This is a genomic window from Synechococcus sp. L2F (genome assembly GCF_024345695.1).
Lineage (GTDB): Bacteria > Cyanobacteriota > Cyanobacteriia > PCC-6307 > Cyanobiaceae > MW101C3.
Genome location: NZ_JAGQBP010000005.1, coordinates 105,852 through 120,277 on the forward strand (window position 1 = coordinate 105,852; position 14,426 = coordinate 120,277).

The following is a 14,426-nucleotide window of genomic DNA, read 5'->3' on the forward strand; positions in this document are numbered from 1 at the left end:
CGCTGATCGGCCCTTGGCTCAGGTGAGCGGCAGGCTGCGATCGAGGCCTTCGACGCGGCCCTGGAACACACTGCTGGCGGTGATGTCTTCCGCCTCGATCGTGATCAGATCCCGCTTGGTGAGGCCGCGCCCCATGTGGTTGAACAGCCGGTTCGCCTGGCGCATGCGGGCCCGATCGATGGCATTGCGGATCGAGCGGGCATTGGCGAAGAACGGCAGCAACATACGCCGCTGGATATAATCAGAAAAAGCGATGCTGGCCTCATCGCTGAAGCGATAGCTTTCACCGGCAAGAATCAGCTTGGCGATGGCCAGCAACTCCGGAGCAGTGTAATCCGGGAAGTCGATATGGTTGGCCACACGGGAAGACAGGCCGGGATTCGATTGATAGAAGACATCCATCTTGTCTTTGTAGCCCGCAAAGATCACCACCAGATCATCACGGTTATTCTCCATCACCTGCAGCAGGATCTCGATCGCCTCAGCGCCATAATCGCGCTCATTCTCAGGACGGTAGAGGTAGTAGGCCTCATCGATGAACAGCACGCCACCCATGGCCCGCTTGAGCATCTCCCGCGTCTTGGGGGCGGTATGGCCGATGTACTGGCCCACCAGATCATCACGGGTGGCCGTGACCAGATGGCCTTTGCGCACATACCCCAGCCGGTGCAGGATTTCGGAAATCCTCTCGGCCACAGTCGTTTTGCCCGTGCCTGGATGCCCCGTGAACGACATGTGCAAGCTGGGGGCCGCCGTGGCCAGCCCCACCTGCTTGCGGGCCCGCTCCACCACCAGCAGGGCGGCGATCTCACGGATCCGCATCTTCACCGGCTTGAGCCCGATCAGTTCACGGTCGAGCTGATCAAGCACATCACCCACGCCGGTGCCTTCGTAGGCGGCCCGCAGATCCACCGGGGTGTCATCCGCCATCACCGGATCGGAGCTGGGGCCGACGGTGGAGGGGGCCATCAGGGCACGAGACGATCGATGGCCTCGGCGAACGCGGTTTCTGGTTCACCGATCGGGCCGTCCTCTGTTTCGCTGCGCAGGGTGAGATTCACGTAGGTGCGCCCGAAGCTGATGTCCGGAAAGCGGCCGCTCCGCTCGGACAGATCGTTGAGCTGCTCGAGGAAGACGCGGGTGGTTTCGTAGTCGCCGAATTCCAGCCGCCGCTCCAGACGTTCGGGTCGCTGCCGATGGGTCCAGGGTTGCTCCATCTGGGAAACCTACTGCAGGGAAATCATCCAGCCGCGGCGGCCAATCGGTCAGGCAGGCAGTCGATGCGCGCCACCCGCAACCGCTCGATCCAGGCCATCGCATAGGCCCGGTTGGCCTGTTGTTCGCTCGGGTCACTGCTGGAGAGCGGATGGGGAAAGGTGCCGTCGATCGCCGCATTGGTGACGCAGAACATCGCCTTCTGAAAACTGGCGCAGATCTTCACGCGTAGATCACCCTCCCCCCGGCCCCGGCTGCGGTACACCTGCAGCAACGCCGCCGGCAGATGGCGGCTCATGTCCTGCATCAGCAGGCTGGGCGGAATGCCCGCACCCATGGTTGGCAGTGGATCGGCATAGAGCGCGCCGTACTGGAAACAGGCCTGATCGATCGGGATCTGGCGCGCCTGCGCGTTGAACGACACCGTGCCGAGGAACGGACTGCCCCGCAGGAACACCGCCTCCACGTAGGGCACCGCCACATCACTCAGGAAGGTGAGGCCGGCAGCTGGTGGCAGGATCTCGAACGGCACACCATCGAGCTCCACCGTGTAGCAGATGGGCTGGCCGGCAGCCGCCACCAGCCCCTCGCGGATGAAGGCCACCACAGCGGCGATCGTGGCGACCTCACCGCGGCGGTGGGAGGCGGCGAGATCCAGGAACAGATCGCTCATCACCCGCCAGAACTGGCCCAGCGCGCTGGCGGTGGCCGCCGAGCGGATCAGCTCAGGCAGGAACTCCGGGAACAGAGGATCCAGCAGGGCCAGCAGCGGATCACGGCGGCGCTTGTGGCCGATCACCACGGCGCAATGCTGCCGGAAGGCAGGCGAATCGAGGTAGCCATCAAGGCCGCCGGTGCCATGCCAGAGCATCAGGCGCTGGCAATATTCGGCGTATTCGAAGTTGATGCGGTCGTGGACCAGGTGGCGCCAGAGCCGCTGCGGGGTGACCTCCCCGTTGAGGAAGCGCAGCACCGGGAAGGGATTGAGAAACTCGCGCTGGGCCTGGTGGATGAGGTTGCGGCTGTAGGCATCGAGCACCTCCCCATAGCTCTCCAGCACCGCCACCACCTCCAGCAGATGCTCGGCGGAGTGATCGAGCAGCGGCATCCCTGCGAGCAGGCGCTCCAGCATCGCTGCCGCTTCAGGCTGACGGGTCATCGCCCCCTCCCCCCGGCGACCAGGCCATCAGGCACCACCGGGGCAGGCAGAGCCGCAAGGCTGTGCGGCGCCCGGCTCATCGCCGTCGTGGTGGCCGTGGCAAGGGTGCCCAGTCCCTGCGGCGCCACCCCGAGCAGCAGCACCGCCACCGTGAGCGCAAGTGCAGGGATCTGTCGGGCCAGGGGCACCGCCGGCAAGGGCGTGTCGACGTCGTCGGCCGGAGGGGAAAGGCGCCCGAAGAACACCCGGTTCACCAGCAGCAGGAAGTAGACCGCCGTGAGGCCCGAGCCCACCATGCACAGGACGGTGGCCAGCGGGAAGGGCACCAGGCTGCCGCGGAACACCAGAAATTCGGAGATGAAGCCCGCCATGCCGGGGATGCCCGCACTGGCCATCACCCCGGCGATCATCAGCGAACCGGTGATCGGCAGACCCCGCTCCGGGTTGAGCAGGCCACGCAGCACGTTCAGGTCGCGGGTGCCGGTGGTGGCATACACCACCCCCACCAGCAGGAACAGCAGCGCGGAGATCAGGCCGTGGCTCACCATCTGAAAGAGCGCGCCCAGCAGACTCACCGGAGTGGCAGCGGCAGCTGCCAGCAGCACGTAGCCCATGTGGCCCACGGAGCTGTAGGCCACCATCCGTTTCATGTCCTGCTGCTGAATCGCAGCCAGCGAGCCGAACAGAACCGACACCGCCGCCCAGCCCGCCAACCAGGGAGACATCAACTGCCAGGCATCGGGGAAGAGGCCAAGGCAGAAGCGCAACAGTCCATAGGTGCCGAGCTTCAGCAGCACCCCGGCCAGCAGCAGGGACACGGGCGTGGAGGCCTCGGTGTGGGCATCAGGCAGCCAGGTGTGGAACGGAAACAGCGGGATCTTGATGCCGAACCCCACCAGCAGGGCCCCCATCAGCAGCAGCTGAAGGCCCATACCCAGCTGTTGGCCCAGCAGCGGCTGCAGGCTGAAATCGGCCGTGCCGGTGGCCAGCGCCAGTCCGAAGAAGGCGCCAAGGATCAGCACACCGGACACGGCGGTGAACAGCAGGAACTTCGTGGCCGCATAGGCCCTGTTGCTGCCACCCCAGATGGCGATCAGCAACCAGAGCGGAATCAGCTCCAGCTCATAGAAGAGGAAGAACAACAGCAGATTCTGGGCGAGGAAGGCGCCGTTCACCGCCCCGCTGATCAGCAGCAGCAGGGCGTAGTAGAGGCGGGGTCGCGGCGTGGAGGTGGACGTGACCAGCGCCGCTGCCAGCGAGAGCGCCCCATTGATCAGCACCAGAGGCAGCGAAAGGCCGTCGATGCCGAGCCGGTAGTCGAGGCCAAGGCTGCCCACCCAGGGCGCCATCTCCTCGAGCTGCAGGCCGGGAATGGCGGGGTCGAACTGCCACAGCACCCGCAGCGACCAGGCCACCTGCAACACCAGCAGCGCCAGGCAGGTGCGACGCAGACGCTCGCCGCTCACCTCACCGGGCCAGAGCAGCAAGGCGATGGCGCCGAGCAGCGGGATCAGCAGCAGACCGCTCAACATGGCGGCACCTGTTCGGAAGGAAGGGTCATCGCACCACCCAGGAGAGCGAGGTGAGCAACAGCACGATCGCCACGGTCCCGGTGAGCACGTAGGTCTGGGTGTGACCGTTGACGCTCAGCTTGAGGCCTTCGGCACTGGCCAACGACAGGCTGCCCACCCGGTTCACCAGAGCGTTGACCACATCGCGGTCGAAGCGGGCGGCGGCACGCGAGAGCCCCGCCACCAGCGCCACGATCGTGACCCGGTAGATCCGATCGGTGTAGAAGTCGTAGGCGAGCAGATCCTGCAGCAGGCGCAGCGGCCGCAGGATCGTGACCGACCAGCCCTTGCGCAGCGGCAGCAGGCAGCCGGCCACCAGGGCGCCGGCACTGGTAAGCAGGAGCGAGAGCGCCACCGGCAGCGAGAACGAGGCCAGGCCGGGCACCGGGTCGATCACCACCATGATCAGCGGTGTGACCAGCACCAGCACGGTGAGGCTCACCATCGGCAGGGCCATCTGCCAGTTCACCTCAGGGGTGCGGCGAGTCTTGGGCTGGGCCGCGCCGAGGAACACCAGCCGGAACACCCGCGTGAGGTTGAGCACGGTGAGCGCGTTGGCGAGCAGCACGATCGCCGCCAGCCAGGGAGCGCTGCGCAGCATCGCCTGCACATCCAGACCCAGCGCCCAGAAGCAGCCGAGGGGAACCAGGCCGGTGGTACCTGCCGCCCCCACCAGGAACGCGCAGGTGGTGGCGGGCATGCGCCGACCCAGACCGCCCAGTTCGCTGAGGTCCTGGCAGTTGGTGGTGGCGATCACACAACCGATGCTCATGAACAGCAGTGCCTTGCCGACGGCATGGGCGAACAGCAACAGCAGGGCAATACCTGGCTGCTGCATGGCGATGGCAATGAACACCAACCCCATCGAGGCGCTGGTGGAATAGGAGAGCGTGCGCTTGATATCCACCTGAGCGATGGCCACGAGCGAACCGCCGATGGCGGTGACCGAGCCGAGCGCCACCAACGCCGCCAGGCTCAGGGGTGAAAGCTGCAGGATCGGCATCAGGCGCAGCAGCACGAGCGCGCCGCAGGTGACCACCACCGAGTTGCGCAGGATCGAAGCTGGATTCGGCCCCTCCATCGCCTCATCGAGCCACAGGTGCATCGGAAAAAGGGCGCACTTGCCCAGTGGCCCGGAGATCAGCGCCAGGCCGAGCAGATTGCCCGCCAGCGGGCTGATCTGTGCCCCTGCCGCCCAGCTGTAAAGGTCGTCGAAGCGCATCACCCCCGCCCACGCCGACAACGCCACCACCCCCATCAGCAGCAGCACGTCGCCCACCCGTTTGGTGAGGAAGGCATCGCGTGCGGCCGTCACCACCAGCGGCTGGGCATACCAGAAGCCCACCAACAGGTAGGTGGAGAGGGTGAGCATCTCCAGCAGGAAGTAGGTGAGAAACAGCGAACTGCTGAGCACCACCCCCGCCATCGCCCCCTCGAAAAATCCCACCAGGGCGTAGAAGCGCGCCAGCGACCACTCCTTGTCGAGGTAACCGAGCGCGAAGAACTGCGCCAGCAGGCTCAGCCCTGTCACCAGCTCCAGGCTGGCCAGGCTGGTGAGCGAGAGATCGAAGCTGAGCGAGAGGGTGAGGTCGGCGGCCTGAAACCAGGGCACCGTGATCGCGAAGGGGCCTTCACGCAGCACGACGGCCAGCACGGCGCTGCCATGCAGGAAGGCCACCAGCGAGACGAGAATGTTCAGGTACGCGGCCGGCCTGGGGCCATCGCGGCGAATCCAGCCGCAGGCCCACGGCAGCGACAGCACGACGCCGACGAAGCCATACAGAGGAATCAGCCAGGCCAGCTGAATGATCAGGGGCGGAGCGGCGACCGTGAGCAAGGTGGCGCGACGGGTGGGTTGGGACGTGGACCGTTCAGCAGTCTTGTTGTGCCAAGCCCGCCTGGGGGCCGAACACTCAGAAAGTGGCGCGTTGATTCACGAAAGCGCGCTGGTCGCCCAGCAACTGGTGGAGCCAGTCGTGCAGTTGCTCACCATGCAGGCGTTCTTCCGTCCAGAGGCGGTGGAAGAAATGGCCGTTGGCGGTATCGCCGATCAAGGCGCAGAAACGGCTGGCTTCCCCGTAGTGATCAACCAGGCGCTGCTCGAGCTCGGCATTGCGCCGCAGCAGACCGACCAGGTCGCCGGCAACGCTCACGGGCGTGAGCTGCGAAGCGGCGGGAGCCACGCCAAGCAGGAGCATGTGCTCCACGAGGCGCTGGGCATGCTGCATCTCCTCGGCGGTGTCGAGCCTGAAGCGCGCTGCCGCCTCCTCCTGGCCCCAGAGGCTCAGCAGTGACGCCTGGGTCATGTACTGCTGAACCGCGGAGAGCTCCAGGCTGAGGGCCCGGCCGAGATAGCCGAGCACCCGGGGATGGGTACCGGCCTGCATGATCAGCTCCTGCGCAGGGCGCCGCTGAAGGTCAGCACGGGCTCCAGTTCGGAGTGGGGGCGGGCAATGATGTGGGCCGCCACCAGGCCATCGCCCACCCGTTCGCAGGCATCGGCACCGGCGCGCACGGCAGCGTTCACAGCGCCGGTTTCACCACGCACCATCACGGTCACATAGCCGCCGCCCACGAATTCGCGGGAGATCAGGGTGACTTCAGCTGCTTTGGTCATGGCGTCAGCGGCTTCGATCGCCGGCACCAGGCCGCGGGTTTCAATCATGCCGAGGGCGATGCCGGTCGGTGTGGAGGCCATGGCTGTGCTCTCAGTAGGGGATGGGGTGGGGGGGGTGCCGCTGCCGCCGCGGGAGGAGCCGCGGCTGGCAGAGGAGGGGGTGGCGGCGCGGGAGGGGGTCGCTCGCCGGGGGGTGGGTGTGGACGGCGCCCTGCGGCGGCTGGTGGAGCGGACCGGCGCCGAACGGGCCGGGCTGCTGGTGGCGATCGCCTTCGCCGGGACGGTGATCGGCGGGGACGCTTCTCCAGCCGACACGGAGGAAACAGCCGACGGCGAAGCCGCGGCAGCCACCGTTGGAGCAGCGCTGCTGGACGCAGGGGTGCTGCTGGCGGCTGGGGCCGCTGCCTGGGGTGTGGGTGCGGGGGCTGCAGTGGCCGCTGAAGCCGATGGCGCGGCCGCCGCAGGGGTGACGGCAGGCAAGGCCTTGGCCGGATCCGCTGACGCCGTTGTCGTGGAGGGAGGGGTCACGGCAGCGGCGGGCGATGTGCGGCGGGACGAGGGCTGGCGGGAGGAGGGGGTGGCCATGGGGCAGCAGGAACGGACGGTATGGAAGTTGGAGAGGGAAGGGTCAACCGTCCGGGTCCCACAGGTCGATGATCCCGCCGATGGTCAGATCGGTCTGGATGTCGGGATTACCGGTGGCGAAGCGGGCTGCAGAGCCGCTGGCGGTGAACACCCAGTTGCCGGGCAGGGCGCCGATGGGATCGACCGCCACGCTGAGCTTGCCCTTGGTGTTGCGCAGCACCCGCAGGTGGCAGTGACGCAGACCTTCGATCCGCTGGGTGCAGACAAGCGATCCGGTGACCTGCATGATCTCCATCAGGCAGATCTCCGTTCGGCCGATCCAGATTCAGGATCCCAGTGGTCAATGATGCCCACGATTGTGAGATCGCTGGGATACGACTTACTGCCGGCTGCTTCCCGGGCAGCAGAGCTACCCACGCAGATCACCCAGTCGCCGGGAATGCAGCCAACGGCATCGACCGCCACTTTCTGGGAACTGCCATCCAGCACCACCTGAAGATGCTTGTGCTCGAACTCAGCGATGCGATTGGTGGCCACCAGGGGCTTGAGCACTTTGCAGATCAACATCTCAGTGCCCTCCTCCCGTGCCAAAGCTGATCGAAGACCCTACGGCTTCGGCTGGGGCATGCTGATCACGGTCGCGCACGGTCAGCAGGGTTTGCAGCAATCCCTCCGCACACAGCTGGCTGTAGCGGCTGCGAATGGCCGCATCCGTGCGGCGGCAATGCTGGATGGCCCGATCCCGAGCCCCCGGCACGCTGCCGTGATAATCAAAACGCACCACCACTGGCACCGGCAGTCCGCGTGACACATTCAGTCCCTTGAAGATCTTCACGCCCACATCCATGTCTGCGGAGCCTTCCTCCAGGGTGTCCATGTGAGCGAAGTAAGTGAGATTACGCAAATGAATCTCCTTGAAACCGATGCCAACACCGATGAAGCGTTCGGCATGGCCAGCGTCCACATAGGCTCCTTCGTGATAAGTGCGCACATAATCAATCTGGGAAAGATTGTGCTCGAGAAGCCGGGCCACCAGTGCCACCATGCCGTCATCGGGTTCACCGGGAGCCGCCTGGCGCACCAGTGAGAGCAGCTTGTGGCGGGCAGCCTCAGGAGTCAGGGCCTGGGTGTCGTCGTAGGCCTGGCGGGCATCCAGCCAGCGCTCCAGATCCGTGGTCCCATCCTGAGCCGGAACGTGTACGCGGATGGCATCGGTGTCGGTGTCCATGCCGATCAGCAGCAGATCCACCGAAGCGCCGCAACAGAAGCTGTTCTCCACCGCCTGCTGGAAGTCGCGGAGGCGGGCAAGGGCAGAAGCGGCGGCCAGCACATCATTGGAGCCGTGGGCGGCGCAGCCTTCGTGCAGCGGATCGCGGGAACTGAAGTGATACATCGCCACCTTGAGGTAGCGGGTGGGCTCGTGGGCGGGATTCGGCCGACCCTCGCGGTAACGCAGGTGCTCAGTCTTCACCCAGCGATCCACCGTGTTCTCCACATCCAGCAGGGCGCCGGCGTGGGGGCGGCGACGCACGGAGCTGAACGGCAGGCGCAGCGCGTAGGTGATGGCGTGGGCCAGACGCCCATCAGCGCAGGGAGTGACATCGAGCAGATGGAACCCACACGCCAGCAGAAAGGCATTGAAGGCCTCAGCCGCGGCGGTTCCATCCTGGGCTTCGAGTGGGTCTTCACGGAAGAAAGCCCCACTGACCTGTTCATAGGTTTCGAACACGCACCATGCGAACAGAGTGCGCATGTCGAGCTGCTGCACCCAGGCCGATTCCAGGATGGGCAGGGGCAGCTCAAAGCCCAGCTCGGCGGCAGCGTGCTGCTGGGCCTGGGCGATGAAATCGGGTTCGTGCTGAAGCGCCGAGAGCCGTTTGAGTACCGGCACGATCCGGTCGAAGGCCCCCTTCACCTGGGCGTCGTAGGCGTGCAGGCGTTCGTTGGCAGCGGAATCGGTGAGCGGGTGAAGCGCCCCCGCCGGCAGTGGACGGCGGCCGCGCATGGGCCGGGCGGGACGGAACGGGCCGCGGGCACCCGCCTTGGCGCGGGCGAGAGACAGCGGATCGGCAGCCCGGAGGATGGGTTCGGGAGCGAGCGAACGCAACTCCTGTGGAGCCGCCCGCATGAGTGACTCGGGCGCGATCGCCTGGATACCGGTCTGGTCCTGACGGCGCCGCGGAGCCGTGGGAGCCAGAGGCCTCTCAACGGAGGGATAGCGGCGCGAAGAAGCCAACGTCAGCAGTCAAGCGAAGGGACGAAACGAAGCATCAACCGCGGGCACCACCGGAAACGGTGATCAGGGAGCCCTTGTCCGTGCCACCGCTGGAGCCGGTCACGCGGCTCACCGGCTGGGCAATCTCATCGTTGCGCTTCGGCTGAACAGGAGCCATGGCGGACATCGGGCCGGTGCGGGTGGGATTGCGGCGGCGTGCCGAGGCTCCCTCCGTGCCGGTGACACGCTTGCCCCGGTCCCAGTCATCGCCGGTGATGTGCAGCCCGGCAGAGATACCTTCGCCAGTCACCCGTGAGAGCGGGCGTTCGGCTTCTGCCGGTTCAGCGAGCGGGGGAGCAGAAACCACCGCAGGGCCGGGGGCCATGCGCCGGGCCATCGGGATGGTGGCGGCGACGCTGGGGCTGGTGGGGCGGTCGAAGCGGAACTGTTCGGTGCCGGTGACTTTGTCACCGGCCAGATCAAAAGGGCCGGTGATCCTGGCGCTGGTTTCGTAGCGGGTTCCGGTCACAGCATGGCTTCGTTCCCGCTGCTGATGGGCGGCGCGGGCCGGCGACTGAACGCTGAACTGTTGCCAGGGCTGGGTGTCGAGCGGCTGAGGGAAATCGGCCTCATGGCCTTCGGCGGCACCGCAGGCCTCGTTGAACTGGTCGGCGCCCACGTACGGGGTGCCGGTGACTGGCTCACAGGCACCCTTGGAGGCGCCGGTCATGATGCCGCCGATGCCGGGTTGAAGGCCACTGAGGCGAGGTCCTGGGGTGCCCATGCCGACGGGGACTCTCTGGCGGATCGTGCGGACCGCTTCGGGTGCACACCAGCCGGAAGCCTGCTCAAGGCCGGCATAGGGAGTGCCGGTGACGGCCTTGCAGGTGCCGGGCTCATCGCCAGTGACCTTGGAGGAGCGGCCGGTGTTGGTGCCGGAGACGATCTGCTGCTTGCCGGTGAGGCTGAAGCCCACCTTGGCCGCTTCCGGCTCGGGGCGCGCCCCGCAGAAACCTTCGTACTGCTGGCTGCCGATGTATTCATCACCGGTGACCCGGCGGCAGGTGCCCGGCTCGTTGCCGGTGACCTTTTCGGAGCGGCCCACGAGAGTGCCGGTGATGCCCGTGCCCCTGAGGGTGTGCACCTGGCCCACCTTCGGCGGCGCCTGACCGGGGCTGGCGATCGAGTCGTTGCCGACGTACTGGGTGCCGGTGGTGCGTACCGAGGCGCCGTGCTCATCACCGGTGACCTTCTCGGAGCGACCCACCATCACACCGGAGACCGGGCGGCCACCGAGGGTCTGGCTGAGGCCCACCTTGCGGGGACTGGGGGAACCGGTGGTGCCGCAGTAAGCCGCCGCCTGGTTAGCGGAGATGTATTCGGTGCCAGTGATCGACTTGCAGGTACCGGGCTCGTCGCCGGTGACCTTCTCAGAGCGGCCGACTTCGTTGCCGGTGACGCGGTTGCCATGGGTGGTGGCGGTGACGCGCACCTTGGCTGGCTGCAGGGGGGTGGGTTCGTTCTGGCAGAACAGGCGGAAGACGTCGGCGCCCATGTATTCGGTGCCGGTGACCGGCCGGCAGGTGCTGGCCTCGTTACCGGTGGTCTTCTCGGAACGATTGGCCTGGGTGCCGGTGACCACCTGACCTCGGGTGGTTTCACTGGCGCCCACCTTCCAGGTGGCGTCCTGAGCGCCGACGGGCCGGTTGGCACCACGACGGGGACCGCAGGGCCGCGAGGTGCCACCGCAAGGACCCACGGCGCCGGCACCGTTCTTACTCTTGAGGTCGCGAAGGCGCTGGGCGAGTTCGCGGCTGCTCATCTCGGGGTTGCCTTGCCGCACGACGGCGGCTGTGCCGTTGGAGCCATTGGTGGCGGCGGATTTTCCGTGCTTGGAGAGGGCTTCGCGGCGGGCCAGGCCCCGGGCACGGCTGGGGTTGTGCTGGGCCACCCGGCGGTTGCCGGAAAGGCGGCGATCGTCGCTGCGGCTGGCAGAGCTAGTGGAACCAAGGCCGGCGGTGCGGCCGCTGCCGAGTGACCACTGGTCTGAAGCCGCAGGGCGTTCAGCCGCAGCAGCGGCGGCGTCTGTCTTGCCCTTGCACTTGCAATCGGCTGGCTTGGCGGCAGCAGAGGTGGAAGGCGCTTCCTTGCGGGTGCGATCGCGGCTTGTGTCGGCGCGCTTTCCCTTCTTGCTGAGGGCTTCGCGGCGGGCCAGCACCAGATCCCGGCTGGGGTTGGCGATGCGCGACGGAATCGAGCGCTGGCTGGATCCACTGGGAGCGGCGCCGAGCTGTTCAAAGCGAGGCGAGCGGCGCTCGGGAGCGGAGACAACGGCAGCAGGTTTGGGCGGGGCCGCTTCCACAGTGCGGGCTGGGCGAGCTTCGGCAGCACCACGCACCCGGTTGGGGCTGGAGGAATAACGCTTCTCAGCAGACTTTCCGGCGGTGGAAAGTGCCAATCGACGTGCCAGTGCCGCTTCGCGACTGGATTGAGTTGCCATATCCGCCCGGTAAGGAAAGTGCCAGTGAACGTTCGTTGCGCGCAGCGTCAGACCGATCGACCGTGCGATGCGGTACTGAACAGAACTGGGAGCGTTTGGAGTGAAAGGAAGGGGAGGAGGTCCCGCCGAAGCGGGACCCACACCGCTTCAGCGCGCTTCGAAAACCACGAAGCAGGAACCCTGGCTCTGGGTGTAGGCGTCGTAGCCCACCAGACGCACGTGGTGATCGGGGTAGGCACGATGGCAGGCCTCGAGCTCACTCACGATCACGCCCAGATCCTTCTCGCCGAAGAAGGGGAGCTTCCAGTACGACCAGTAGGTGGCCATGGAACGGCTGGGGTGGACATGCTCAACGAGCGGGCTCCAACCCTGGGCAATGATGTAAGCGATCTGGTCGTAGATCTCGTCCTGGGACATCGGCGGAAGAAAGCCGAAGGTCTCCAGGGTGGCGACTGTTTGATAGTCACCCACGGTGCTCTTGAAGGGCATGGGGGTCCTTGAAGTGGAGGGGAAGGTTCAGAGGAGCTCCGCAGTGGCGGTGAAACAGGTTCACCGCCAGAACGGACTGGGGAAAATCAGCCGACGTCGAGCTTGTCGACGGTGTCGAACTCGAACTTGATTTCCTTCCAGGTTTCGAGAGCGATGGCCAGCTCAGGGCTGTGCTTGGCGGCTTCCATGAGGATGTCGCGGCTCTCCTTCTCGATCTCGCGACCGGCGTTGCGTGCCTTGACGCAGGCCTCGAGGGCCACACGGTTGGCGGCGGCGCCAGCGGCGGAACCCCAGGGGTGGCCGTGGGTGCCACCACCGAACTGCAGCACGGAATCGTCGCCGAAGATCGCCACCAGTGCGGGCATGTGCCACACGTGGATACCGCCGGAGGCCACGGCGAAGACGCCGGGCATGGAGCCCCAGTCCTGATCGAAGAAGTTGCCGCGGCTGCGATCTTCAGGAACGAAGGATTCACGCAGCTGGTCGATGAAGCCCAGGGTGGTCTGGCGATCACCTTCAAGCTTGCCCACCACGGTGCCGGTGTGCAGCTGGTCACCACCGGAGAGACGCAGGCACTTGGCCAGCACCCGGAAGTGGATGCCGTGCTTGGGATGGCGGTCGATCACCGCGTGCATGGCGCGGTGAATGTGCAGCAGCATGCCGTTCTTACGGCACCACTTCGACAGACCGGTGTTGGCAGTGAAGCCACCGGTGATGTAGTCGTGCATGATGATCGGCTGACCCAGTTCTTTGGCGAACTCGGCCCGCTCGTACATCTCTTCAGGAGTGGCGGCGGTGCAGTTGAGGTAGTGACCTTTGCGCTCGCCGGTTTCCTGTTCCGCCGATTTCACGGCTTCTGCCACGAACTCGAAACGGTTCTGCCAGCGCTGGAAGGGCTGGGAGTTGATGTTTTCGTCGTCCTTGGTGAAGTCAAGACCGCCGCGGAGGCACTCATAGACCACCCGGCCGTAGTTCTTGCCGGAAAGGCCGAGCTTGGGCTTGATGGTGCAACCGAGCAGAGGACGGCCGTACTTGTTCATCCGGTCGCGCTCGACGCAGATGCCGTTCGGCGGGCCGGGGCAGGTCTTGATGAAGGCCATCGGGAAGCGGATGTCTTCCAGACGCAGGTGGCGCAGGGCCTTGAAGCCGAACACGTTGCCCACCAGGGAGGTGAGCACGTTGGTGATCGAACCTTCCTCGAACAGATCGAGGGGATAGGCAATGAAGGCATAGAAGGATTCCTTGTCGCCAGGAACGTCTTCGATGCGGTAGCAACGGCCCTTGTAGAAGTCGAGATCGGTGAGGAGCTCGGACCACACGGTGGACCAGGTGCCGGTGGAAGATTCAGCGGCCACGGCGGCAGCCACTTCTTCTTTGGGAACGCCTTCCTGGCCGGTGACCTTGAAGCAGGCCAGCAGGTCGGTGTCGAGGGGAACGTAGTCGGGAGTCCAGTACGTATCTCTGTACTCCTTGACCCCGGCGTCGTACTTCTTGCTCATGGGGGAAATCTCGTGGTGGGTCGGGTGGGAAGGGGAAAGCTGGGCAGCCCTCGATTCAGGGGCGGTTCAGCTCTCAGTCCTTGGAGCCCAGACCAAAGCTGCTGTTGAGCGCCGGTTCGACTTCACGGTGCGGGCGGGCAATGATGTGGGCTGCCACGAGGCCGTCGCCGACACGCTCGCAGGCGTCAGCGCCAGCGCGAACAGCAGCGTTGACAGCGCCGGTTTCACCGCGCACCAGCACGGTGACGTAGCCGCCGCCGACGAACTCACGACCGATCAGACGCACTTCTGCGGCTTTGGTCATCGCGTCGGCCGCTTCGATCGCGGGCACCAGGCCGCGGGTCTCGATCATGCCGAGGGCGATGCCCATGGTTTCATTCGCCATTGACGACTCCGGAACTGTGAGGAGGAGGTTCGCTAGGAACACTGCTCTTCGGGGTACCCCTGCGTCAAGCGATTTGGGTGGCCCTTCCCATCACCGTCCATGGTGAACCCGATAAGCGCTGCTCATGGGTTCCAGGTCGTTACGCCCTGTGAAGGAAACCGCTGATGTGGCCAGCTTTCCTCTCTCTTTGA

At 65.9% G+C, this 14,426-nt stretch carries 14 protein-coding genes; all 14 read right to left on the bottom strand.

The window, feature by feature from the left end; all coding sequences use genetic code 11:
* Window positions 1–18: 18 nt before the first annotated feature.
* Window positions 19–969, bottom strand: a complete 951-nt coding sequence (gene cbbX, locus KBZ19_RS12955; protein WP_233133041.1) for a CbbX protein — start codon at window positions 967–969, stop codon at window positions 19–21.
* On the bottom strand, window positions 969–1,217 hold the full coding sequence (locus tag KBZ19_RS12960; protein WP_094513256.1) for a 4a-hydroxytetrahydrobiopterin dehydratase: 249 nt from the start codon (window positions 1,215–1,217) through the stop codon (window positions 969–971). Before KBZ19_RS12960 ends, cbbX begins: the two co-directional genes overlap by 1 nt.
* 23 nt (window positions 1,218–1,240) lie before the next feature.
* A complete protein-coding gene (locus KBZ19_RS12965; protein WP_255101227.1) occupies window positions 1,241–2,374 on the bottom strand; it encodes a CO2 hydration protein in 1,134 nt (377 codons plus the stop codon).
* A complete protein-coding gene (locus KBZ19_RS12970; protein ID WP_255101228.1) occupies window positions 2,371–3,906 on the bottom strand; it encodes an NADH-quinone oxidoreductase subunit M in 1,536 nt (511 codons plus the stop codon). The genes KBZ19_RS12965 and KBZ19_RS12970 overlap by 4 nt, the downstream gene beginning before the upstream one ends.
* A gap of 25 nt (window positions 3,907–3,931) precedes the next feature.
* Entirely contained in the window at window positions 3,932–5,782 is a 1,851-nt protein-coding gene (locus KBZ19_RS12975; RefSeq protein ID WP_198948300.1) for an NAD(P)H-quinone oxidoreductase subunit F, read from the bottom strand.
* Window positions 5,783–5,858: 76 nt separating this feature from the next.
* Window positions 5,859–6,332, bottom strand: coding sequence for a bacterioferritin (locus KBZ19_RS12980; protein WP_255101229.1), 474 nt, complete (start codon window positions 6,330–6,332; stop codon window positions 5,859–5,861).
* A 2-nt stretch (window positions 6,333–6,334) separates the two neighbouring features.
* Complete coding sequence (locus KBZ19_RS15235) at window positions 6,335–7,147, bottom strand: BMC domain-containing protein (protein WP_399220288.1); 813 nt, start codon at window positions 7,145–7,147, stop codon at window positions 6,335–6,337.
* Between the two features lie 43 nt (window positions 7,148–7,190).
* Window positions 7,191–7,442, bottom strand: coding sequence for a carboxysome peptide B (locus KBZ19_RS12990; protein WP_094513240.1), 252 nt, complete (start codon window positions 7,440–7,442; stop codon window positions 7,191–7,193).
* Entirely contained in the window at window positions 7,442–7,714 is a 273-nt protein-coding gene (locus tag KBZ19_RS12995; RefSeq protein WP_094513236.1) for a carboxysome peptide A, read from the bottom strand. Before KBZ19_RS12995 ends, KBZ19_RS12990 begins: the two co-directional genes overlap by 1 nt.
* A gap of 1 nt (window position 7,715) precedes the next feature.
* Window positions 7,716–9,275: a carboxysome shell carbonic anhydrase gene (locus KBZ19_RS13000; RefSeq protein ID WP_399220344.1), complete on the bottom strand. Its 1,560-nt coding sequence runs from the start codon at window positions 9,273–9,275 to the stop codon at window positions 7,716–7,718.
* A 142-nt stretch (window positions 9,276–9,417) separates the two neighbouring features.
* Window positions 9,418–11,862, bottom strand: coding sequence for a CsoS2 family carboxysome shell protein (locus tag KBZ19_RS13005; RefSeq protein WP_255101231.1), 2,445 nt, complete (start codon window positions 11,860–11,862; stop codon window positions 9,418–9,420).
* A gap of 147 nt (window positions 11,863–12,009) precedes the next feature.
* Window positions 12,010–12,351 carry a ribulose bisphosphate carboxylase small subunit gene (locus KBZ19_RS13010; RefSeq protein WP_094513225.1) on the bottom strand — a complete coding sequence of 114 codons (342 nt, stop codon included), beginning with the start codon at window positions 12,349–12,351 and terminating at the stop codon, window positions 12,010–12,012.
* A gap of 86 nt (window positions 12,352–12,437) precedes the next feature.
* Window positions 12,438–13,850: a form I ribulose bisphosphate carboxylase large subunit gene (locus tag KBZ19_RS13015; protein ID WP_094513223.1), complete on the bottom strand. Its 1,413-nt coding sequence runs from the start codon at window positions 13,848–13,850 to the stop codon at window positions 12,438–12,440.
* A gap of 73 nt (window positions 13,851–13,923) precedes the next feature.
* Entirely contained in the window at window positions 13,924–14,235 is a 312-nt protein-coding gene (locus KBZ19_RS13020; RefSeq protein WP_015107695.1) for a BMC domain-containing protein, read from the bottom strand.
* Between the last annotated feature and the right edge of the window lie 191 nt (window positions 14,236–14,426).

What these genes read in the sequence shown, in the direction of transcription:
- KBZ19_RS13015 (WP_094513223.1), bottom strand. Translation starts at nt 13,850, where the DNA reads ATGAGCAAGAAGTACGACGCCGGGGTCAAGGAGTACAGAGATACGTAC.
- KBZ19_RS12960 (WP_094513256.1), bottom strand. Translation starts at nt 1,217, where the DNA reads ATGGAGCAACCCTGGACCCATCGGCAGCGACCCGAACGTCTGGAGCGG.
- KBZ19_RS15235 (WP_399220288.1), bottom strand. Translation starts at nt 7,147, where the DNA reads ATGGCCACCCCCTCCTCCCGCCAGCCCTCGTCCCGCCGCACATCGCCC.
- KBZ19_RS12970 (WP_255101228.1), bottom strand. Translation starts at nt 3,906, where the DNA reads ATGTTGAGCGGTCTGCTGCTGATCCCGCTGCTCGGCGCCATCGCCTTG.
- KBZ19_RS12995 (WP_094513236.1), bottom strand. Translation starts at nt 7,714, where the DNA reads ATGTTGATCTGCAAAGTGCTCAAGCCCCTGGTGGCCACCAATCGCATC.
- KBZ19_RS13010 (WP_094513225.1), bottom strand. Translation starts at nt 12,351, where the DNA reads ATGCCCTTCAAGAGCACCGTGGGTGACTATCAAACAGTCGCCACCCTG.
- KBZ19_RS13005 (WP_255101231.1), bottom strand. Translation starts at nt 11,862, where the DNA reads ATGGCAACTCAATCCAGTCGCGAAGCGGCACTGGCACGTCGATTGGCA.
- KBZ19_RS12980 (WP_255101229.1), bottom strand. Translation starts at nt 6,332, where the DNA reads ATGCAGGCCGGTACCCATCCCCGGGTGCTCGGCTATCTCGGCCGGGCC.
- KBZ19_RS13000 (WP_399220344.1), bottom strand. Translation starts at nt 9,275, where the DNA reads ATGCGGGCGGCTCCACAGGAGTTGCGTTCGCTCGCTCCCGAACCCATC.
- KBZ19_RS12965 (WP_255101227.1), bottom strand. Translation starts at nt 2,374, where the DNA reads ATGACCCGTCAGCCTGAAGCGGCAGCGATGCTGGAGCGCCTGCTCGCA.
- cbbX (WP_233133041.1), bottom strand. Translation starts at nt 969, where the DNA reads ATGGCCCCCTCCACCGTCGGCCCCAGCTCCGATCCGGTGATGGCGGAT.
- KBZ19_RS13020 (WP_015107695.1), bottom strand. Translation starts at nt 14,235, where the DNA reads ATGGCGAATGAAACCATGGGCATCGCCCTCGGCATGATCGAGACCCGC.
- KBZ19_RS12990 (WP_094513240.1), bottom strand. Translation starts at nt 7,442, where the DNA reads ATGGAGATCATGCAGGTCACCGGATCGCTTGTCTGCACCCAGCGGATC.